Genomic DNA, 21,722 nt, shown 5'->3' on the forward strand with positions numbered 1-21,722 from the left:
TTAGCTAAACGAACAGTTTTGGGGTGATGTTTAGTGAGAGTCGCTGCGTCGGTACAGGCTCAGTGCAAGACCCAGACCCGCCAGCATGCCTGCACACCCTCGGTTTACATAGCGCATTGCCTTGCCCGATAGCAGTCGCATGGCGTGATGGCCTCCCACGGCATAGACGCTCATCAAGGCCACATCGATCAGTGCTGTCACTAGCGCCAGGGTAATGTACTGAGCGGCCAATGCTCCTTCGGGACGGATGAACTGGGGCAAGAAGGCGGAAAAGAACAATAGCCCTTTGGGATTGGACAAAGCCACCAATAAAGAGCGCAGGAAGGCGGCACGGCCGGAAAGAGGGGCTGTGGCGGTGTCGGCCTGAATCGGGCTGATGGGAGCACGCCACAGGCCATAGGCCAGATACATCAGATACGCGACGCCGACCCATTTCACGATGGTAAAGAGTTGTTCGGAAGCCATCAGAATCGCACCCAGGCCGCAGCCCACCGCCGCAATCAAGATCAAGTCCGAGAGCGCTGCACCTGCAATACCGCAGGCCGCGATCCGTTTGCCTCCCAGCGCGCCATTATTGAGCGCAAGCAGCATGGTTGGCCCCGGAATGACGGTCACAGCGGCTACGGCAAGGATATATAGAGAAAGGGTCGCTAAATCCATCGGAGGCACCTTTGATGACAGGCAGGGTAAAGAAGCATGCACCAGAACTGTTGATGAGGCCGGGGGCTGTTTCTACGTAAGGGGGGCGTATGCAATATGCTTGGGCTAGACCGTAAAGTGTGAGCGACGCATACAAAAAAGGCCAGCCCTGATGGCTGGCCTTTTGCATAAAGGTATCAATCAGGCGGGGCCGGGCTTGAGTGTTGCGGCAGCCGTAAACATGACGTCTGTGGAGGAGTTTACTGCGGTTTCCGCAGAGTCTTGAACGACACCGATCACAAAGCCCACACCAACAACTTGCATGGCGACATCATTGGAGATCCCGAACATATTGCATGCCAGGGGAATCAGCAACAAAGAGCCACCGGCCACGCCAGCGGCGCCGCAAGCGGCAACGGTCGCCACCAGGCTCAACAAGAGGGCGGTTGGAAGGTCAACCGGGATTTCCAGGGTGTGCACAGCGGCAAGCGTCAGAATGGAAATGGTGACGGCAGCGCCTGCCATATTAATGGCCGCGCCCAGCGGGATGGATACCGAGTAGGTGTCTTTATCCAGACCCAGGCGCTCGCACAAAGCTAGATTAACGGGGATGTTGGCGGCAGAGCTGCGGGTGAAAAAAGCGGTAATGCCGCTTTCGCGCAAGCAGGTGAACACCAGCGGGTAGGGGTTGCGGCGCAGCTTGGCAAACACAATTAAGGGGTTGATGACCAGTGCGACCACCAGCATGCAGCCCACCAGCAAAAGCAAGAGCACACCATATTGGCGCAGAGCATCAAAGCCTGAGTCCGCGATGGTCGCGGCTACCAAACCAAAAATACCTACCGGTGCAAAGCGGATCACCAAGCGCACCAAAGAGGACACGGCATCCGCCATATCACCCAAAAAGCTGCGTGTACCATCAGAGCCGTTTTTCAGGGCCAAGCCCAATGCAATACCCCAGGCCAAAATGCCGATGTAGTTGGCATCCAGCAGGGCCTGTACCGGATTGACGACCACACTGGTCAACAGATCCAGAATGACCTCGGCAATATTACCGGGCGGGTTCAGGGTGGTGTTGGCTAGATCAAGCGTTAGTTTGACTGGGAAGAGGAAGCTGGCAACCACGGCGGTCAGGGCGGCAAAGAAGGTGCCCAGCAGATACAGCAAGAGGATAGGCCCCATGCGTGTATTGGATTGGCTTTTTTGATTGGCGATGGAGGAGATCACCAGCACAAAGACCAAGATTGGGGCAACCGACTTCAGGGCAGAGACAAAAAGCTGACCGAGCAAAGAGATCGAGTCAGCGGCACTGGGGAGAAAGTGTCCCAACAAGATACCGGCGATCAGGCCGATCACAATTTGAGTAACGAGGCTGCCATGCAGGATGAATCCTAACGGGCCTTTGGCTTGCTTGGCGGGGTGGGCCATGAAAAGCGACTCCAAACAAATGGGTAGGTGTGAAGTACGTGAAAACGCTCTGGCTGAAACTCAGCCAGAGCGCCTGTGAAGACGCTATTCTAGCACCGGACGCTGTACATTTCGTAGCCCTTGTGATATGGTTGCTAATCCACATGGGGTCGACATGGCTTCGACGTGGGTCAAGAAGCAGATCAGGGCGTGTCGAGCACCAGTACGCTCGTAAATCCACTGGAAAACTATAAACGCCAACGACGAGCGTTTCGCTCTAGCCGCTTAAGGCTGGGCCACTGCACTAATTTGTCTTTGGGTTAGGTAGGGCAACCTACAGCAGTGTTATTTACAAAGAATCGAATCGGCCTGTGCCACGTAGTCCGGTTCTAAAACTCAGTGGATCGCCAAGGAAAGGCCTGTCAATTGGCACAGTCCAAGGTTAAAACTTAAAATTAATTGACTACACATGTAGAACTGTCTGTGGATGGCTTGCGGACGGGGGTTCAATTCCCCCCGACTCCACCAAAATATCCCAAGAAACCCAATAGCTTAACGGCTATTGGGTTTCTTGCTTTTGGGGCGCAAAGAGTACGCAGACCTTGCCCTGGCGCGGCTTTGGGCAAGTGCTGCGTATCCACAGGCAAAGGCTGCGGCGGGGCCGTTCAAGGATGAAGGCAGCCTTATTCGTGCTCGGCCAAGCTGTCTGCAACGTGATAAATCTCACGCGACTGTCCTTCCGCATCCATGGCTTTGATCCAGGCGGGCCTGCGGCCTCTGCCGGACCAGGTGCGTCCGTCAGGATGTTGATATTTCACCGGGCTTGGAACAGGCGTTTTGGTGGGTGGGCGATTTAGGGCCTTGCTAATCTCCTCCATGCTGACATCGTGATCCTGCATCATCTGGATGATCTCGCCAAGAACCGAATTTTTTGTCTTTTGCGTGATGCTCTGCGCTTTACGTTGAAGGCGCAAAATTTCAGTTTTAATTTCCGCTACGGTGATGAGTTCTTTAGCCATGATGTCCCAATAAAACGAGTTAGTTAGCGTTCCATGTCCAGATTGTTTGTTTGAGCGTAGCGGCGGCTCAGCTCCTTGATTTTTACTATTCCCCGGCTTGTGCCCGTTTAACCGCTGCGATGGTCAGCATCGCTTCCCCAATGACGTGATCTCCCTGCCTGCTCAGCGCCTTGCCTGCCGCTTCCATATCTCGTGCATCCTTGTTTTGACTTAGCTTGGTTTTCCCAATCAAGCGGGTAATTTCAATTTCGATGCCCACAATCGCCTTTAACATCGCGTCGATATAGTCTTTGGGGCCATCTGTCATTTTCCAGGGCACGGGCTGGCTAGCTTCATGAATACGCGTCAGTCGAGCTACCGCGCCGCGTACATAGCGCTCATCGTCCCGTATCGTCACCCGCCCATAGGCATGCGCCACGACGTAGTTCCAGGATGGCACTTGCTTGTGGGTTTCGTGCTTGCTGGGAAACCATTGCGGGGAGATGTAGGCATCTTCTGTGCGAAAAATCACCATGGCTTCGTCGCCGTTCGCCAGTTCTTGCCACACGGGATTGTTTCGGGCCACGTGACAGTGCAAGACTCCTTGCTCGCCTTCTTGCGCGTGCAGCATAAAGGGGAGGTGGTTGGCACTTAAGCCGCTTTTGCCGTGGGCGACCAGAATTCCTAAGGGATGCTGCGCGATCAGCTCGTGCAGAACTTCGGGGCGTGATTCGTTGAAGTGGGCCGGTATATACATAGCAATGGTTTGTGTAGCTCTGGCGGGTTGAGGTCTGCCTGTCAGCAGACAAAGCACCTAACAAGGCTATTATTGGTCTATTCTGGCTCAGCCTTCTGTACCAGTTTGGCGCTATTTTTATGGACCACAACACATGTCCAGGACCGCAAACACACCACAAATCCCTGCTCTGGGAGAGCTTGACCGCAGCGCCGGTGCATTGGGGCGTCAGCTCGCTCAAAAACTGCGCGATGCGATTAAAAGCGCTGCCCTGAAACCCAGCGAATCCTTGCCTTCGACACGTGCCTTGGCCAGCTCCTTGGGTATTGCCCGTGGCACTGTTGTGGAAGCGTTCGAGCAGTTGATTGCTGAAGGCTTTTTGGAGTCCTCTCCGGGGGTAGGGACCTATGTGGCGCATTCATTAGCCGGTCCTACGCGGACTACCAGGCGGCGTTCAGCAGGACTGACAGAAAGCCCTCAGCCTCTGCCGGAATCGGCCCAGCGCTTTCATTCGGTTGCCTTGCAGTTTGAGCCCTTGCCCCAAGTCCCCTTTGCTGTTTCTGTGCCTGTCGGGGCGGCGGCACCCAGTCCTGTGTGGCGGCAATTAGGTAATCGCCTGCGGGCGCATGGCACGGGGGCTCCGGCTGGCTATGGCGATCCACAGGGTGAATTGTCCTTACGGCAGGCCATCGCTGAATATGTACGCCGGTCCCGATCGGTGCGCTGCGAGCCGGAGCAAGTCATTGTGACGACCGGTACTCAGCAAGGATTGTTTCTGTCTTGTCTGGTACTGCTAGGCACTAAAGACTTTGCCTGGGTAGAGAACCCCGCCTATTCAGGAATTACGGCTATTTTGGATGCGGTGGGGGAGCCAGGACGTATGGTTCGGGTGCCGGTGGATGAGGAAGGGCTGGATGTAGAGGCGGGCATACGCTTGCGGGCGGATGCCAGGGTGGCGTTCGTCACCCCCTCGCATCAATATCCTTTGGGGATGCCCATGAGTATGGCGCGGCGTACGGCGCTGCTGGCTTGGGCTCGTGCCCAGTCGGCCTGGATTGTTGAGGATGATTACGACAGCCAGTTACGTTATTCAGGACACCCCTTTCCTTCCATGCAGGGGTTGGACCCGGAGCGCGTTATTTACCTGGGCACGTTCAGCAAGGTTCTTTTTCCCTCTCTGCGGCTGGGATATGCGATTGTGCCGCCCCAATTGGTCAAAGCGTTTTGTGGGGCACGTATTCTGCTGGATCGTCATCCTCCCAGTGCTGACCAGTATGTGTTGGGAGCTTTTATTTCCGAAGGGCATCTGGAGCGTCATATCCGGCGTGTACGCAGCGTTTATACGCAATGCCGCAGCAATCTGTTTGATATTGTTCGTGAAGTCTTGCCGGCTGACTTGGCTTGGTTGCAAGCCAGTGACCAAGGCATGCACTCGGTTCTGTGGCTGGCTTCTCATATTGATGATGTGGCTGTGTGTACCCAGGCCATGCGTGAGGGCGTAGCTGTGCGGCCGGTGTCGCCCATGTACCACGAGGGTATGGGACCACCAGGGATACTGTTGGGCCTCAGCGCCTTTACCAAGGAGCAAATGGGCGAGGCGGCACAAAAGCTGGCGCGCATTATTTCTGAGTTCTCCAAAGATGTGAAGCGCCGTACCGGCACTAAAAAGTCCAGAAAGCAGTAGGGCAGGGCGCGTAATCCGCGTGCGTTTCACTGGCATTTTTTTGAATCAAAACATGACTATTGGCAAGTACAGTCAGTTTCTGAAATTAAATAGACAGATGGGAAGACCTAGTCCTTAATGAAGTCTCGGTTTTTTAACCTTCTATCAGGAGAAACCTATGAATGTCGTAAAGACGCTTGCTTCTATCGCAGTGATGAGCAGTCTTGCCGCCCCGGTGTTGGCACAGGACGTGGTGCGTCACCCCATCCCCGGCTCGGATTTTCCGATTCTGACGGCGGTTGAGGTCCCAGCTGGAAAAACCACGGTTTACCTGAGTGGTACGGTTCCTGCTGTGCAGGATAAGTCCGCAGATGCCAGTAGCGCTGCTGCCTACGGCACGATGGAGCAACAAACCGTGTCCATCATGGAGCAGATTCAGCGTCAACTGGAAGGCATGGGTATGTCGGTTGGGGACATCATCAAGATGCAGGCTTTCCTGGTGGCCCCTGATAAGGAAAAAGTGGACTTTGATGGCTTTATGGCAGGGTACTCAAAGTTCTTTGGCACCAAAGCACAGCCTAATTTGCCCGTCCGATCGGCCATGGTGGTAGACGCCTTGGTCAATCCAGGCTGGTTGGTTGAACTGGAAGTGACGGCTGTACGGCCCTGAGTTTGCGCCAGCCGTTTATCGCGTAGTCAGTACGAAGCAGCCCACTGTGTGGGCTGTTTTTTTTTAAGGACAGCGAGTTGGTCTGAAAATGGATGCCGGGACCAAGCATCGCCATGCTCTCAGTCAGGTTTTGTGTGCCTTCTAACGCTGTCGAGGCTTAGCGGTTGGCCTGTCATCCCTGTGCGGAAACGGCAGTGATGACTAGCAGCCAAGACTCTCTGCGAAATCGCTGAGTTCTCTGTAAAGTTGCAAGATCACCGTTAATGATTAAAGGATGCTCTGTGATTGCTGTCCGTCCCGTTCAAGCGCAGGAATGGCTTAGTTATAAGGCCTTGCGTTTGGGTGCTTTGCAAGAGTCCCCCGATGCGTTTGGCAGTACTTACGAGGCGGAGGCCGCGCGTGCTGACGAGTTCTGGATAGAGCGGATGAAAGCCGCCGCTAATTCGGATACCAACTATGTTTTGTTCGCTGAAAAAGACGGCGTGCCTTGCGGCTTGATCTGGTGCGTCTTATCCAGCACGGATGCTCAAACAGCAGATATCTACCAGATGTGGGTGGCTCCCCAGTGGCGGGGATTGCGTGCTGGCTACCTCTTGTTGGATGACGCAGTGAAGTGGGCAGAGCAGCACGGAGCCAGTCAAGTTCGTTTGGGAGTTACCAAGACCAACGTGGCTGCCATCACGCTGTATGAAAATTATGGCTTTCAAGCAAGCGGGGAAGTTGAGCCCTTACGTGATGATTCACCCTTGATGGTGCAAGGGATGACTTTGCATATCAGGGCTTAGGCCAGCGTAATAGCTCCGCCCCCTGGCTGCGGAAAAACGATGCAGCAAGGGGGCGGATTTCAAGCAAATGCGTATTCCCACGCTGGGTGCTATGTGATCGCAAGCTCACTTGGCACCCGGGCCGGAAGCACACTTCTTTAAGACAAGTCCAGAGCTTGGCGTATGGATTGGATTTCCTTTTGCCAAAGCTCTTGCAAGGCGATTTTCTGGTGCTTGGGTTTGCGGGCCAGATCATCTGCCAAGCGGCCCTCCAGTTCAATTAGCTCTTGCAGCAAGGCGTCTTCAGAACTAGGTTCTGGCTCTGCTGTTTGGCTGGAGGGGGTGCTGTCTTTACCAGGGCTAGAAGCGCCTTGCCTTTGAGGCTGGGTCTGAGATAGCGCTGCATATAACTGCGGTAAATCCTGCATCTCGACAAGAACGCCGTCCTGGATGAACCAGAAGCGGTTGCAGCTTTGTTCCAGCAGCTCCCGATCATGGGTCACCAGGATAAATCCCCCGTCGAATTGGCATAGTTCCTCGGCCAGTTCTTCCTTGCCTTCCAGGTCCAGATGGTTGGTCGGCTCGTCCAGAAATAGCAGGTGGTACTTAGCCAGAGACAGCGCAATAAACATTAGCCGGGCTCGCTCGCCACCGCTGAGCTGATCTACCTGCTGCGTGTGCCGCAGATAGGGGAATCCAGCGCTGATCAAGGCCCGTTTCTTGATCTCATCGGGGGCAGGGGAAAAGTCCCCCAAGGCAGAGAGCAAGGTCTTGGAGCCATCCAGCTGCAGTTGATCCTGGTCGTAATAACCGACGCTGCATTGCGGATGAAACTTTAGCGCTTCGCTTTCCTGGCCTGCGGTCCAGTTGCGCCAAAGCTGGCGTAGCAGGGAGGATTTCCCGCAACCGTTTCTGCCCACCAGTCCGATACGATCGCCACTTCGCACTTGCAAGCCGGAGGCACGAAAGAGGGCAGGCAGATCCACATCGGGGCTGACGGCCAGATCTTCGATATCCAGCAGCCGATCTGCTTTCATTTCCAGGCCATGCAATTGCAATGTCCAGGGGGTTCCCTCTGTCAGATCGGTTTGGCGATCTCGCAACTTGGAGAGGCGCTTCTCCATGCTTTGAGCCTTGCGCGAAAACGCTTCGTTGTCGTAGACCTGTCCCCAAATTGCCAGGCGTTTCGCACTTTGCTCGATGCGATCAATTTCCTTTTGCTCTCCCTGACGACGGCGGTAATCTGCCTCGTCCTGGTTTTGCAATGCTTCGCGCGCGGCCGAGCAAGGCAGCGAGAAAAAGGACAAGGCATGATCGCGCAGGATGACAGTGCTGTTGCTGACACGATCCAGTAAACGCTGGTCGTGGGACACCAGTACGAACGAGCCGCGCCAGCTTGCCAGAAAGCTCTCCAGCCAAAGTAAAGAAGGCAGGTCCAGGTGATTGCTGGGCTCATCCAGCAAGAGCAAGTCCGGTTGCACGATTAGCGCCCGTGCCAATAGCAGACGGGTATATTGCCCCCCGCTCAAGGCACCGACCAAAGTGCTCCAGTCTTGCTCTACAAAGCCCATCTCCGTCAGCAAGGTTTCGGCTCGCCAGGCATCGCTGCTTTGCTGGTCCGCCGGTAAGACGGCAAGCACGGCATTCAATAAGCTCAAGGCGTGCAGATGCGCTGGCAGGTATTGTTCAACACGGGCCAGAATGCATTGGTTTGATAAAGAGATACTGCCTTCTTTGGGTGTCAGTTCACCGCAAAGCAGGCTGATCAATGTGCTTTTGCCACATCCGTTGTGGCCTATAAGTCCAACTCGATCCCCGGCCTTGATTGTGAGGGAAATGTTTTTAAATAAAGGGCCGGAAAGGGTTTCGTAAGAAAGGGAGTGGACTGACAGTAATGTACTCATGAGATGCTCAAGTTTTCGGTGCGCGCAGAGCGCATCCTCGTCATATAGAAGCTGACGATAATTCTTGAGGCCTGAGTGAAGTAATCAGTAAGGCTTGGCTTCGCTCAAGTCCAGATTATCGCGCTGCGAAATCGAAACTTGAGCTGTTTTCTATACCAAAAAAGAGTGCATAAATGAATTTGCACATAGCGTGGGGTCCTCCTCTTAAGTTAAAGGTTAATCGGGCCGGGTGTGCCTGAGACTGCTTTTGGGTCAAGCCGCATGGGCAAGACCCAGCTAGCGTCTGGAAGGTTGCAAAAGCCTGCTCGCCCGGCAATACGGCAAGGGGCAATTGTAATCACTGAAGCGGGATCACAAAACCAGGTGTTGGTTTTCCATCGCATTCTCCTTGCTAGTGCTCGATAGATGAAGCATCTCATCAAGAAAAAATAGAAGGTGATCGTAATCTATTATTGATTTTAAAACTGCTCTGTGTGAGGATAGCTGCAGTTCATATTCTATTTTTAGCCAGCCACGACCGGCACGTAGTCACTTTTTGGAGAGCGCAGGGATGAGCACTCAGACATCTGTTTATCTTGATGATCTTGCCATTGGCATGAAGTTTCGCAGTGGGGAACATGCGATGGATGAAGAACAGATCATCAGCTTTGCCCGCCAGTTTGACCCGCAGGTGTTTCACCTGGATGCTGAAGCGGCCAAGGATACGTTTTTTCAGGGTTTGGCTGCCAGTGGCTGGCATACCGCAGCCATCACCATGAAGCTCTTGGTGGGTAGCTTGGAGTTCAGTCAGGGGATTATCGGGGCGGGTGGTCAGATGGACTGGCCACGCCCCACACGCCCTAATGATGTCTTGCATGTCGTCAGCACCATTTTGGATATTCAGCCTTCGCGCTCCCGTGCAGACAGAGGAATCGTGACGGTAGAGTCGCTCACCCTAAATCAGGATGGTGAGCTGTGCCAACGTCTGACTGCCAAGCTCATCGCTTTTCGTCGTCCGGAGGCTTGAATGGGGCGCGTCTCGCGTGAGCAGGCTGAACGCAACCGTGAGCGTGTGCTGGAAACGGCTTGCCGATTATTTCGCAAACATGGCGTAGAAGGCGTGTCTATCGGCGACATCATGCAGGAGGCCGGTCTGACCGCCGGTGCTTTTTACAAGCAGTTTGCCTCCAAGGAGGCCTTGATTGATGAGGCTTCCCAATTTGCCTTCACGCAGTCCTCTGAATCCTGGGGGCGCATGCTCAAGCGTTATGAAGAGGACGCGGCCCAAGGCTTGCAGCTTATGATGCAGCGCTACTTCAAACAGAGGCCCCAGACACAAGGCTGCCCGATACTGGCTTTTTCTTCGCTGACTAGTGGCTTGCCGCCGGACGCGCAGGCGACGGCTATTTACAGCGAAGGGGTGCAAAAGCTGTTTGAGCAGTTTCGTGCGGTGGCTGCACAGACCACCGCGGGGCAATCTGAAGAGCAGATTCTGCTTTTATTTGCCGCCATGCTAGGGGCTGGCATGCTGAGCAGGTCGATGGGGGACACCGACTTTGTGCGTGAACTGCAAGCGGCAGTCCTGGCAAGTTTGCCCGAGGGTGTGCCTGAATCTGCCGCTTTTAAAAACTAGCTGATTTACTCTCCGGCAGGACGCGCGGGGATGGCTGCCACCATCAAGGCCGCTCCCAATCCGGCGATGGAGAACACAATAAAGTTCCAGCTGACGGCCAGTCCCAGATTACCGATATAGCCGCCCACCAAGGGGCCGCATACCGCGCCCAGACGCGCAAAGCTCATGGCCCAGCCAGTCGCGGTACCGCGGGCATGTGGGCTGTAATAGTTGGTCAAGTAACCCGTCAGAATCAGGGATGTGGAAATGCTGCCTATGCCTGCCAGAGCCACCAGAATGTAGTTCACCAGCAGGGAGTTACCCAGCATCAAGCCCAGAATGGCCAGACCACCCAGCAGGTAGAACAGGAACACAATGCGACGCGGCCCGCTGCGGTCAGCCAAGCTGCCCAGAAATATGCCACCCAGTGCCGACGCCAGGCTGAACACCACCAGAAACATTAGGCTGGAACCCAGGTCAAAACCGTTCTGGCGCATGATCTGCGGTAACCAAGTATTTAAACCGTATACCAGCATCATTCCAAAAAACAAGGCCATCCAGAAGCACACCGTGGCACGCAAATAGCCCGGTCCAAAAATGGCACGCAAGACGCTGCGCCAGTTCGCTTGTGCAGGCTCTGTTGAGGCAGCCGCAGGCAGAGACTTCAAGCCCAGTTGCCGCGCCAGTGCCAACGCATCTTGTTGGCGGCCTTTAGTCTGCAGGTAGTCCAGGGACTCAGGCAGGAACTTGATCAGAAACGGGATGGAGATAATGGGCAGGGCGCCTACGGCCACCACTTCACGCCAGCCAAATTTGGGCAGCAGCCACATGGCGACCAGGGCAGAGCACAAAATTCCCAGCGAATAGCCTGAGTACATCAGGCCATAGTTCAGACTGCGGCGATGCGGCGGGGAGAACTCAATGGTGTAAGCAGCAGCCACCGGTATGACTCCACCCAGCGCCAATCCACCCAAAAAGCGGGCAATGCCAAATGCCCAGGGCGTTGGTGCCCAGGCAGCCCCCGCCATGGACAGGGAAAAGCCTGCCACACACAGGATCAGCATTTTTTTACGGCCCATCATGTCGCTGAGCGTGCCGATTGCCAGTGCACCAAAAAACATGCCCAGCAAGGCGTAACTGCCCAACGCGCCAAGTTCAATGGGTGTGAGGTTCCAGGCTTTATCAGCCGCCAGGGCAGGCAAGATGGCACCCATCACGCCTACGTCATAGCCCTCAAACAAGATGGCCAGAAAACAGAGAAAGACAACTCGTAAGGTCACGCGTTTGGGCATGGGCCAGGCGGCGCCCGTATAGGTAGTTCCAGCCATTATTTCCTCCAGATAGTGCTTGTTATGGTTGTTTTCGGGTCTATTAAGCCCGGGCCTCTAAGACATTGATTAATGAGGTCACGGTCTCATTGCAGGGGGCGCTCATGCCACGGCTTTTCAGCTGCTGCACAATCGCGCCGTTTAAACAGTCGATCTCGGTACGCTTGCCACGCCGTATATCCATGACCATGGACGGAAAGTGGTCGGCCGCGTCTTCGCAGACCTGGCTCAAGTAGGACAAGGCCATATCGCGACTGAGCGGGATCTGCTTGATGGCCGCCAGCGTGACAATTTCACTGATGATGTTTTCAAACAGTTGCCAGACACCTTGCGTGGCAGTGACGCCAGCGACGTTGGTATTGGCCAGCGCACAGACGGTATTCAGGCAGCAATTGATCACCAGTTTTTTCCAGATACGCAGCTCAATCTGTGCATCCAGAGTCATGGTGCCGATAGGGCTGCTTAGCAGAGCGCTTAACTGGCGTTCTTTCTCTGTAATTTGGCCGTCCAAAGGCCAGAAAAAGGTTTCACCTGTGCCGCTGTAGCTGGACTCGATATGCCCCGGTCCATGCAGTTCGCTGGTCAAGGTGGTCAAACCGAACGCCAGACGTTTGTCGGGGTTGGCCTTTCTCAGGATGTCGATATTGCCCAAGCCGTTTTGTAGGGTCAGGATCAGTGTGTCCGCCTGCACAATCGGCTGGCAGGCGTGGATCAGGGACTCGGTCTGGTGGAATTTGCCAAAAATCATCAGCACATCGCAGGGGCCGATATCGTGGGCATCCGTGCTGGCATGGATAGGGGCAATTTCCTGTCCTTGGGCGTAATCCACCCGCAGCCCGTGGTCTTGAATGGCCTGCACATGATCGACCCAGGGATCGTAAATATGGACCTGGGCACCGGAGCGCCAGAGCTGCCATGCAAACAGGCTGCCCATAGCTCCGCCACCACCAATACAGATTTTCATAGTTGGCTTGCTCATTGCTTTGAAATTGAAGGGTTATGGCTTGCCGTGGCAAGCCATCCGCTAGAAAGGACAGGACCCGATGCGTTTGTTTAAAGCCAGGCTGGCAGCTGTTTTAAGCATGATGTTGTGGTCTCCCTGTCTTTCATCTTTTTTTATAGTTTAGGTTTGAAGGGTATTCCTGAATATTGCTATTTAAGGTTGAAGTCATTACATTTCGGTATGGTCTACAACTTGAACGAATTACGTGCTTTTTTGGCCGTGGTCGAGACTGGCTCACTGGGTCGCGCTGCCGACAAAATGAACCTGACCCAGCCCGCTTTAAGCCGCATCATCAAACGCCTGGAAGAGGCGGTGGGGGAGCCCTTGTTCGAGCGGCACTCCGGCGGCATGCGCTTGACTGCCTTTGGCACAGCGCTGACTCCTCATGCACAAACACTCAGTCAGGAAGAGCAGATTGCCCGTAAAGAGATGAATCGCTTGCGGGGACTGGCAACAGGGGTTTTGCGCATTGGTGTCACAGCGGGTACATCAGCCATTTTTGCGCCCACGGCGATTGCCGCGTATCTGGATCGTTGGCCCGGCATAGAGATCGAAGTCACTGAAGGGATATGGAATGGCTTGGTTGAAAAGCTGGAGAACTATCACCTGGATTTGTTGATTGCTCCAGAAACGATAGAAACCGAGCGTACCGTTGCCGGTCATGAAAAGTGGAGCGAAACCATGCGGGTGGTGGTCGGGGCACAGCATCCTCTCTTGGCCAAGCCTAAAGTCAGCATGGAGGACTTACTGGAGGAGCGCTGGTGCTTTGTTCCGAAAAACACCGAACCCCACACGCGCTTGATGGGTTTGTTTCTGGATAAGGGCCTGCCCGCACCCACCGTTACGGTTTCCAGTTTGTCTATTCCCTTGCTGAAAAGTCTGGTGACTCAATCCGGGTTTGTCAGCTGGTTGGGGCGGCCCATGTATTTGGCCGAGCTACAGGCTGGCATGGTGCAGGAGATTGTGGTGGAAGGCCTGAATCAAGAGCGGCGTTTTTCTACCTATTACCGCCGTTTTGGTCGTTTGCCTGGGCCGGCACTTAAATTTCTGGATGAAATTCAAAACCTGATCAATAAAAAAAATGCCAAAGATTGAATGCTGATTTCATTCTTTTTAATAGCTCAGCGTTTGAAACGAGTGCATTCCTCTTAATCCTACGTTTATGCGTGCTTTGTCTATTTCTTGATTGTTTGCCATGGAGTCCGGCTAACTTTTAGCTGGGCTACAATCAAAAGCGACCGAAAGGTCTTTTTTTGTGTCTTCGTCAGCCAGGATTAGCTTTAGCACAGTCTGGTTGTGGCAAGACGGCATGCAATCAATCAAAGAACGAGATGATGAACATGAGCTTGCAGGGTAAGAAGGGCTTGGTCCTGGGTATTGGCAATAATCGCAGCATTGCATGGGCCTGCGCACGAGCCTTGAGAGAGTCGGGCGCTGTGCTTGGGGGAACCTGGCATTCCACGAAATCGCGTCCTCATGTAGAGCCTTTGCTGGCACAGCTGGAGGCCGATATACAGCAGCCTCTGGATGTCTCGGACGAGGCTCAGGTTCAGGCTTTGTTTGAAACCGTTCAGCAGCGCTGGGGCAAACTGGACTTTCTGGTGCACTCCATTGCCTGGGCTCCTCAGCAAGACTTGCGTGGGCGAGTAGTGGACAGTTCACGGGACGGTTTTTTACAGGCCATGGATGTGTCCTGCCATTCCTTTGTGCGTTTGGCCAAGTTGGCAGAGCCTTTGATGACCCAGGGAGGCAGCCTGATGACCATGAGCTATCTGGGCAGCGAACGTGTCGTTCCTAATTACGGTTTGATGGGGCCGGTTAAAGCTGCGTTGGAGGCCTGCGTGCGTTATTTGGCGGCCGAGCTGGGGCCTTCGGGGATCACGGTCAATGCTATTTCGGCGGGCCCATTGGAAACGCGTGCAGCCTCCGGTTTGGCAGATTTTGGTGCTTTGGTGCAAGACAGCCATCATCGCTCTCCCTTGCAACGCAAACTGAGCATCGATGATGTGGGCCCCTTATGCGCTTTTTTGGCCAGTGATGGCGCCCGCGCATTGACCGGGGAAACCTTGTATGTGGACTGCGGTTATCACATTCTGGCTTAGATCTGCTGGGATGCTTTCTGCAATGGGGCAATAAAAAAGCCAGGGATGAATTGTCCCTGGCTTTTTATATCTATTGTTCCGCAAGCAATTTAGATGGCTTCCGGATTCTTCTCAACAGGAGCTGGAATAAGCGCATCGGCAAACTCTGGGCGTTCAGTCCCGTGCTTGATACGGTAATCCTTCAAGAATTTAGCCATGCGGCTGATGGCTTCACGCAGATCTGTTTCGTGTGGCAGGAAGACCATGCGGAAGTGGTCGGGATGGGGCCAGTTAAAGCCCGTACCTTGAACCAACATGACGCGGGTGGCCTCCAGCAATTGCAGGAAGAACTGACGGTCATCCTTGATGGGGTACACCTCGGGGTCCAGACGCGGGAACATGTACAGGGCGGCGTGGGGCATGACGCAGCTGACACCCGGAATGGCGGTGATCAGTTCATAGGCCAAGTCACGCTGGCGGCGCAGACGGCCACCTTCGCACACCAAATCATTGATGCTTTGGTAGCCGCCCAATGCTGTCTGGATGGCCCATTGACCGGGCACGTTGGCGCACAGCTTCATATTGGCCAGCATGCTCAGGCCTTCTATGTAGTCAGCACCCGCGTTCTTGTCGCCAGAAATTACCAGCCAGCCAGCACGGTAGCCGCAGGCACGGTAGCTCTTGGACAGGGAGTTAAAGGTCAGGGTCAGCACATCGGTAGACAAGCTGCCCATGGCTGTGTGCTTCATGTCGTCAAACAGAACTTTGTCGTAGACCTCGTCGGCCAACAAGACCAGGTTGTGCTCGCGGGCAATGTCCACCAGTTCTTGCAGGACCGAATCCGGGTAGAGCACGCCCGTGGGGTTATTGGGATTGATGACAACCAGACCCTTGGTGCGTGGCGTGATCTTGGAGCGGATATCGTCCAGATCAGGAATCCAGCCATTGGACTCATCGCACAGATAATGCACGGGGGTGCCGCCAGACAGGCTGGTAACGGCAGTCCACAGCGGATAGTCCGGCATAGGCAAGAGCAGCTCGTCGCCATCGTCCAGCAAGGCATTGGTAGCCATGGCAATCAATTCCGATGCGCCATTGCCCAGGTAAACATCTTCCAGCGTCACCCCTTTAATGCCTTGTTCCTGGGTGTAATGCATGACGGCTTTACGCGCGGCAAAGATACCTTTGCTGTCCGAATAGCCAGAAGAATTGGGCAGGTTGCGGATCATGTCGAGCTGGATTTCTTCCGGGGCGTCGAAACCGAACACCGCCAGATTGCCGATGTTCAGCTTGATTAGTTGTTGCCCCTCGTCTTCCATCTGTTTGGCCCGGTCCATGATGGGGCCACGAATATCGTATAAAACATTCGCCAGTTTGCTCGATTTCTTGATGCTATTCATGATGCTATTAATCGGATTCCATTTGTGCTGCTGATGATCTCGGTGTCTGGTGTGACGCCAGCGCTTTATCCCGATGCCTATTGACTGCGTTCTATTGTCGCCTTTTCCGCCTCAACGGTTTGGCCTTTGCGGGGCTATTTGCCAATTATTGCTTGAATAGTCCGGCCAGCCATATACCTTACCGCATGCTCGCCCCCGGCTTAGTGGCATCAAGATGAAAATTTGGCATTGTCGAATTTTGGCGACACTCTGTAGTGGGAAAAATTCTGCTTTCGCATACAAGCGCGCTGCGGAGTTTCTTGAACATTGCAGGTGAAGCGTGCTGTTCAGGGGGGCAAGCCCGGTCATCCAGGTTTTAAGGGCCGCTCTACGAATCTACTTGCTGGTTTGTAGTCCTGTTGTTGGTGCTTGTCTTTGAGCATTTTCATTATTATGATTCGATATCAAATCATTTGATGTCAAGTTATGAATTTAGAAGCCAAATATCAGGCCTTGCTCTCCCATGCCCAGGAGCAGGGCGAGGCCAATATCCAAGGCATGTCCTTGTGTTTTCAGCTCTTGTCTCTGTCTGCCCGCATTGATCGGGATTGTGCAGCCTTGTTGGCCCCGCATGGCTTGAGCGAAGCACGTTTTGTGCTCTTGTTCTTACTGGAAAAAGCGCCAGAAGGAATGCCCTCTCATGTCTTGGCTGAACGCGCTGGCGTGACGCGGGCAACGGTCACGACCCTGGTTGATGGTTTGCTCAAAGCCGGCCTGGCGGAGCGCTTTGCGGCCCAGACGGACAGACGTTCGGTCATGGTCAAGCTCAGCCCGCAAGGGGTGGCATTGGCGCAATCCTTGGTGTCGACTCATGCGCAATGGATTGGCGGCTTATTCCAGCATTTATCTCAGGCCGAGTGTGCGCAACTTAGTGCCTTGTTAAGCAAAGCAGCTCAGGGGGAGCAGGCATCATGAGTACAGTCAATCGCAAGGGTTACGCCAAAGTGGCGGATATTCCGCCCGATATTCTCTTGGCCCTGTCCAAGGGAGAATTAGCCAGCGCTACCTTGTCTGAATCCCTGGCGATAGACCAGGAGGTATTGGTGGCTGCAGTGTTTCCGGAGCTGGATGAGCAAGGTGCGCAGCAGATCCAGGCTTTATCCCAGCTAGGTATTCTCAAGCGTATGAAAGGAATAGGGGAATGGCTGCTGGAAACCTACGGTGAAGAGGCATGGAAGCGTTGCCAGAGTCATCCTGCTGATGTGGTCCGTGGCTGGGCCTGCTTTATGGTCGGTGCCCGTGAGTCCTTGACGGTGGCCCAGCGCTTAGAGGCCATACGCCCCTTGGCAGATGATCCGCATTTTGGGGTGCGTGAATGGGCCTGGATGGCTGTGCGTCCTCATCTGGTGGCTCAGTTGGATGAGGCGATTGCCGCTTTATACGCCTGGACGCAATCTGACTCGGAATATGTGCGACGCTTCGCGTGCGAGGCTTTGCGCCCTCGGGGAGTCTGGTGCGCGCACATCGCCATGTTGAAAAAAGAGCCGGAGCGTATGTTGCCTATTTTGGAGGCCTTGCGCGAAGACAGCAGCGTCTATGTGCAAGACTCCGTCGCTAATTATCTGAACGATGCAGCCAAGGACCAGGCGCAGTGGGTGCGGGAATTGTGTGCGCAATGGCAGCGTCAAGCACCAGGCAATGCGGCTGTGCAGCGCTTGTGTCGTCGAGCGCTGCGCAGCCTGTCCTGACAATCTCTTTTATGGGGCAGAGGGGGCGCGTAAGGTAATCAGGGTGATTTCTGACGCGCGGCCCAAACGCAGCGGGAAGCCGGCCCACAGCCCGGCACCGTAGCTGACATACAGCTGCATATCGCTCACCTGATACAGGCCTCCTACATAGCCATCATTCGCCATTTGCACGATCTTGTGCATACCTACAATATGGCCGCCATGTGTGTGTCCGGACAACTGCAGGGAAGCACCCGCCGCAGCACTTTCCTTGGCGGTATCCGGGCGGTGGGCCAGCATAATAATGGGCATGCCGGCAGGTACTCCGGCAACAGCGGCGGCGACATCGGGCGTGGGCTGCCCATGCACTGCAGCAGACTTGTCAGTGATACCGGCCAGAGCAAAGGCTGCTTCTCCTTGCCCAATAATGCTGTGCTCGTTCAAGAGCATGCGTAGGCCCAGGATTTTAAAGTGGTCTATCCACGGCTGATACTGGGTGTAGTACTCGTGATTGCCTGCAATCACATACACGCCTTGCGGAGCAGACAGTTTTTGCAAGGGGGCGACGTCATCGCGGCGGGCCGCAACCGTTCCGTCCACCAAGTCTCCGGTAATGGCGATCAAGTCGGGGTTCAAGGCCTGAGTCTTATCAACGATGGCCTGTATCCACGGGCCTTGCAGCAAGCGGCTGGCATGCAAATCGGTTAGCTGCACCAACTTGAAACCGTCCATGCTGGCGGGCAGTCCTTTAACCTGCACTTCGATGGATTTTACGGCAGGTACTTTCACGGCCTGCCACACTCCTAGCGCCGACAGGCAGACTGCGGCAATGCCCAATACTCCCCGCAAGGTGGGGGAGCGCAGCATAATGAGTCCGGCGGGCTTGTACAGCACGCGCAGCAGCAAACCAGCCAGATCGGTGATCAGCGTGAAGCAGGCCGCCAGCAGCAGAGCACCAAAGGCCCAGCCCAAAACCATGATGATTTCACCCGGAATTTCCGGTGAGGCTCGTGTCCCCCAAAAAAGGGCCACTGTATAGTGGTGCAAACTGGCAGCAATAGCCAGGGCACTAAGCAGCCATTTAAGCCAAGGTTTGAGCGACAGGGGTTTGATCAGTCGCCAAGCGACATATAGGGCGAAAGCAAGAGCAGCGACTTGAAACACAAAATAATTCCAAAAAGAAACAAGATCCACATTATTAGGCAGTGAATCAGTAAGTTGCTCAGTATAGAGCGACGGCAAGTACTGCATGTTAGCGATTGCTGCACAGCCGTTTGGGCCACTATTTCAACTGACAAGGACATGCTTGTTTACGTTTCGAGAGATCGCCTCGCACCTGTAACAGTCAAACGTCCTAGGCTGGTTTTTTATGAACGCGGGCAGTCCTCACGGCTGCCTGCATTTTCAAGGAGCCAGACCTATGGATAAAGATCGAGTCAAAGGTGGCGTCCGTGAAGTCAAAGGCAAGATCAAGGAGACAGTTGGCAAGGTCACCGGGGATAAAGCCCTGGAACTGGGTGGCAAAGCCGACAAAACAGTGGGCGCCTTGGAGCGCCGGGTAGCTAAGTCCAAAGATGCCGTGCGCCAGGCTCTTAAACGTTAGTCTGGTCCGCACAAGCTAGGCGTTTCGTGGCAGCAGACCGTAGCGCTGCCGCGTATCGCTTGATGAATCAACCCCTTTACTGGGGTCTTCGTAGGTTTGATTCGTTTTGGAGGATATATGGTGAAGAAAAAATCCACGGCCACATCCACACAAGATTCGCATGGCCAGGGAGGTGAACTGCATCAGTCTGGTGATATCGCCCTGACCACGAATCATGGAGTGCCGGTCTCGGATAATCAGAATTCCCTGCGACTGGGCGCCCGTGGCCCCACCTTGCTGGAAGACTTTGTTCTACGCGAGAAAATCTTTCATTTTGACCACGAGCGTATCCCGGAGCGCATTGTTCATGCGCGCGGTACCGGGGCACATGGCTACTTCGAATGTACGCAGCCCATTCCAGAACTGACCCAGGCCTGTGTGTTTCAGAAAAAAGGCGAGCGGGTGCCCGTGTTTTGCCGTTTCTCCACCGTGGCCGGTTCCAAAGGTTCCAAAGACACACCACGGGATGTGCGTGGCTTTGCCGTCAAGTTCTACACACCGCAAGGTAACTGGGATCTGGTGGGCAATAATATGCCCGTTTTTTTTATCCAGGATGCCATTAAGTTTCCGGATCTGGTTCATGCCGTCAAGCCGGAAGCAGATCGCGGTTTTCCGCAGGCCGCCTCCGCCCATGACACATTTTGGGATTTCGTGTCTCTGATGCCGGAGACACTGCATACCGTGATGTGGCTGATGTCCGACCGGGCCTTGCCCCGATCCTTTCGCATGATGCAAGGCTTTGGCGTACACACGTTCCGCTTTGTGAATGCCCAGGGCAAATCCCAGTTTGTGAAATTTCACTGGAAGCCCAAGCAAGGCTTGCAATCAACCTTATGGGATGAGGCTATCAAGATTTCTGGGGCAGACTCGGATTATTTGCGCCGGGACTTGTACGAGTCCATTCAAAACGGGGCCTTCCCAGAGTGGGAACTGGGCGTGCAGATCTTTGACCAGGAATGGGCAGATCAGCAGGAATACGATGTGCTGGATGCGACCAAGCTGATTCCAGAAGAAAGCATTCCCGTGAAGATCGTGGGGCGCATGGTGCTGGACCGCTATCCCGACAACTTCTTTGCCGAGACAGAGCAGGTTGCGTTCTTGCCCTCCAACATCATTCCCGGCATTGATTTCTCGGATGATCCTTTGCTGCAAGGACGTTTGTTTTCCTATCTGGATACACAGAAGTCTCGCTTGGGTACGGTCAACTTCCATCAAATTCCTATTAACGCGCCCAAATGTCCGTTCAGTAATTTCCAGCGCGACGGCATGATGCAGACTCAAGTGCCCAAGGGACGGGCAAACTACGAGCCTAATAGCTTGCATGAAGTGGGCGAGGCTCCCGGCCCGCGTGCGCAGCCCGAGGGCTTTCGTACTTACCCAAGTTCGGTAGAGGACGGCAGCAAGTTGCGCGTTCGGGCCGAGCTGTTCGCCGATCACTATAGTCAGGCCAGACTGTTTTATCGTTCGCAGTCAGAGGTAGAGCAGGAGCATCTGATTGCTGGCGTGGTCTTTGAATTGTCCAAGGTGCAGCTAAATCATGTGCGCGTGCGAGTCCTGTCGCATCTGCGCGTGATTGACGAGGATTTGGCCAAACAAGCTGCTAAAGGTTTGGGGCTGGATTTGCCGCCTGCGGCTACGCCAGCACGCCAACCCCTTGATATGCCTCCTTCCAAGGCCCTGTCTATTCTGGGACAGAAAGCCCCGATAGCAGGTCGCATGCTGGGAGTTTTCCTCACTGATGGTGCCGATAAGGACTTGCTGGATATGCTGCTGGCCAGTGCCAAGGAGTCCGGGGTCTCGGTCAAGATCATTGCGCCTCGGGTGGGCGGCGTCACCTTGTCGGATGGCAGTCATCAGCCAGCTGACGAGAAGGTGGACGGGGCTCCCTCGGTTCTTTTTGATGCGGTCGCTTTATTGATGACGCAGGAGCAGGCTCTGAAGCTGTGTACGAATAAAGCCGCTGTTGATTTCGTGTCGGACGCGTACGGTCATTTGAAGGCCATCGGCCATGATGGCGAGGCCAAGCCCTTGCTGGATCGGGCAGGGGCGTCGGCTGATAAAGGCGTCTTCGTGATTAAAAAAGGCGAAGACTTGATCAATAAAGTGGCCTCCCGTTTCTGGGAACGTCGTCATCAGGTAGACGGTAAAGCTTGATAAAAAACTGGGGGCGGTGATGCTTGCTGCCCCCGT

20 protein-coding genes and 1 other RNA gene are annotated in these 21,722 nt (G+C 54.6%); 12 read left to right on the forward strand and 9 right to left on the reverse strand.

Features of this window, described 5'->3' with window-relative positions; translation table 11 throughout:
* Positions 1-30: 30 nt before the first annotated feature.
* A complete protein-coding gene (locus AC1RSM_RS02340) occupies positions 31-660 on the reverse strand; it encodes a LysE family translocator (RefSeq protein ID WP_492929098.1) in 630 nt (209 codons plus the stop codon).
* A gap of 180 nt (positions 661-840) precedes the next feature.
* Positions 841-2,067 (reverse strand): serine/threonine transporter SstT, encoded by a 1,227-nt coding sequence (sstT, locus tag AC1RSM_RS02345; RefSeq protein WP_492929100.1) that lies wholly within the window; start codon positions 2,065-2,067, stop codon positions 841-843.
* Positions 2,068-2,212: 145 nt separating this feature from the next.
* Between sstT and ssrA the strand changes: the two genes are divergently transcribed.
* Positions 2,213-2,574, forward strand: a transfer-messenger RNA (tmRNA) gene (gene ssrA, locus AC1RSM_RS02350).
* A 155-nt stretch (positions 2,575-2,729) separates the two neighbouring features.
* Here ssrA and AC1RSM_RS02355 read toward each other — a convergent pair.
* Entirely contained in the window at positions 2,730-3,065 is a 336-nt protein-coding gene (locus AC1RSM_RS02355; protein WP_492929102.1) for an H-NS histone family protein, read from the reverse strand.
* 85 nt (positions 3,066-3,150) lie between these two features.
* Positions 3,151-3,801, reverse strand: a complete 651-nt coding sequence (locus AC1RSM_RS02360) for an FMN-binding negative transcriptional regulator (RefSeq protein WP_492929104.1) — start codon at positions 3,799-3,801, stop codon at positions 3,151-3,153.
* Between the two features lie 133 nt (positions 3,802-3,934).
* On the opposite strand from AC1RSM_RS02360, the gene pdxR reads away from it, so the two are divergent.
* From pdxR to AC1RSM_RS02375, 3 genes are all read left to right on the forward strand, one after another.
* Complete coding sequence (pdxR, locus tag AC1RSM_RS02365) at positions 3,935-5,464, forward strand: MocR-like pyridoxine biosynthesis transcription factor PdxR (RefSeq protein ID WP_492929107.1); 1,530 nt, start codon at positions 3,935-3,937, stop codon at positions 5,462-5,464.
* Between the two features lie 157 nt (positions 5,465-5,621).
* Positions 5,622-6,113 (forward strand): RidA family protein, encoded by a 492-nt coding sequence (locus tag AC1RSM_RS02370; RefSeq protein ID WP_492929109.1) that lies wholly within the window; start codon positions 5,622-5,624, stop codon positions 6,111-6,113.
* A 281-nt stretch (positions 6,114-6,394) separates the two neighbouring features.
* Positions 6,395-6,898, forward strand: coding sequence for a GNAT family N-acetyltransferase (locus AC1RSM_RS02375; protein WP_492929111.1), 504 nt, complete (start codon positions 6,395-6,397; stop codon positions 6,896-6,898).
* Between the two features lie 137 nt (positions 6,899-7,035).
* Here AC1RSM_RS02375 and AC1RSM_RS02380 read toward each other — a convergent pair whose 3' ends face one another.
* Entirely contained in the window at positions 7,036-8,781 is a 1,746-nt protein-coding gene (locus tag AC1RSM_RS02380; protein WP_492929113.1) for an ABC-F family ATP-binding cassette domain-containing protein, read from the reverse strand.
* Between the two features lie 550 nt (positions 8,782-9,331).
* Between AC1RSM_RS02380 and AC1RSM_RS02385 the strand changes: the two genes are divergently transcribed.
* Together AC1RSM_RS02385 and AC1RSM_RS02390 are read left to right on the forward strand one after the other, a co-directional pair.
* Positions 9,332-9,787, forward strand: a complete 456-nt coding sequence (locus AC1RSM_RS02385) for a MaoC family dehydratase (RefSeq protein ID WP_492929115.1) — start codon at positions 9,332-9,334, stop codon at positions 9,785-9,787.
* Positions 9,788-10,393 carry a TetR/AcrR family transcriptional regulator gene (locus AC1RSM_RS02390; protein WP_492929116.1) on the forward strand — a complete coding sequence of 202 codons (606 nt, stop codon included), beginning with the start codon at positions 9,788-9,790 and terminating at the stop codon, positions 10,391-10,393. It abuts the gene before it with no gap.
* A gap of 5 nt (positions 10,394-10,398) precedes the next feature.
* Here the strand turns inward: AC1RSM_RS02390 and AC1RSM_RS02395 are convergent, their stop codons facing one another.
* Both AC1RSM_RS02395 and AC1RSM_RS02400 read right to left on the reverse strand, forming a co-directional pair.
* Positions 10,399-11,700 (reverse strand): MFS transporter, encoded by a 1,302-nt coding sequence (locus AC1RSM_RS02395; protein ID WP_492929118.1) that lies wholly within the window; start codon positions 11,698-11,700, stop codon positions 10,399-10,401.
* A 43-nt stretch (positions 11,701-11,743) separates the two neighbouring features.
* A complete protein-coding gene (locus tag AC1RSM_RS02400; protein ID WP_492929120.1) occupies positions 11,744-12,664 on the reverse strand; it encodes a ketopantoate reductase family protein in 921 nt (306 codons plus the stop codon).
* A gap of 231 nt (positions 12,665-12,895) precedes the next feature.
* Between AC1RSM_RS02400 and AC1RSM_RS02405 the strand changes: the two genes are divergently transcribed.
* A complete protein-coding gene (locus tag AC1RSM_RS02405) occupies positions 12,896-13,798 on the forward strand; it encodes a LysR family transcriptional regulator (protein ID WP_492929122.1) in 903 nt (300 codons plus the stop codon).
* A 245-nt stretch (positions 13,799-14,043) separates the two neighbouring features.
* A complete protein-coding gene (gene fabI / locus AC1RSM_RS02410) occupies positions 14,044-14,805 on the forward strand; it encodes an enoyl-ACP reductase FabI (protein WP_492929124.1) in 762 nt (253 codons plus the stop codon).
* An 89-nt stretch (positions 14,806-14,894) separates the two neighbouring features.
* On the opposite strand, the gene AC1RSM_RS02415 is transcribed toward fabI, so the two are convergent.
* Positions 14,895-16,184, reverse strand: a complete 1,290-nt coding sequence (locus AC1RSM_RS02415) for a pyridoxal phosphate-dependent aminotransferase (protein WP_492929126.1) — start codon at positions 16,182-16,184, stop codon at positions 14,895-14,897.
* 465 nt (positions 16,185-16,649) lie between these two features.
* Between AC1RSM_RS02415 and AC1RSM_RS02420 the strand changes: the two genes are divergently transcribed.
* Both AC1RSM_RS02420 and AC1RSM_RS02425 read left to right on the forward strand, forming a co-directional pair.
* A complete protein-coding gene (locus AC1RSM_RS02420) occupies positions 16,650-17,138 on the forward strand; it encodes a MarR family winged helix-turn-helix transcriptional regulator (RefSeq protein WP_492929128.1) in 489 nt (162 codons plus the stop codon).
* Positions 17,135-17,911 carry a DNA alkylation repair protein gene (locus AC1RSM_RS02425; RefSeq protein WP_492929131.1) on the forward strand — a complete coding sequence of 259 codons (777 nt, stop codon included), beginning with the start codon at positions 17,135-17,137 and terminating at the stop codon, positions 17,909-17,911. Before AC1RSM_RS02420 ends, AC1RSM_RS02425 begins: the two co-directional genes overlap by 4 nt.
* 9 nt (positions 17,912-17,920) lie before the next feature.
* On the opposite strand, the gene AC1RSM_RS02430 is transcribed toward AC1RSM_RS02425, so the two are convergent.
* A complete protein-coding gene (locus tag AC1RSM_RS02430) occupies positions 17,921-19,054 on the reverse strand; it encodes a metallophosphoesterase (protein WP_492929133.1) in 1,134 nt (377 codons plus the stop codon).
* A 256-nt stretch (positions 19,055-19,310) separates the two neighbouring features.
* Here AC1RSM_RS02430 and AC1RSM_RS02435 point away from each other — a divergent pair, with 256 nt between their 5' ends.
* Both AC1RSM_RS02435 and AC1RSM_RS02440 read left to right on the forward strand, forming a co-directional pair.
* Positions 19,311-19,493, forward strand: coding sequence for a CsbD family protein (locus AC1RSM_RS02435; protein ID WP_492929135.1), 183 nt, complete (start codon positions 19,311-19,313; stop codon positions 19,491-19,493).
* Between the two features lie 117 nt (positions 19,494-19,610).
* The gene (locus tag AC1RSM_RS02440) at positions 19,611-21,686 is read left to right on the forward strand and encodes a catalase (protein ID WP_492929137.1); all 2,076 of its coding nucleotides are present in this window, start codon (positions 19,611-19,613) and stop codon (positions 21,684-21,686) included.
* Positions 21,687-21,722 lie beyond the last annotated feature (36 nt).

Source organism: Alcaligenes sp. GW821-FHT11D07, assembly GCF_058808495.1.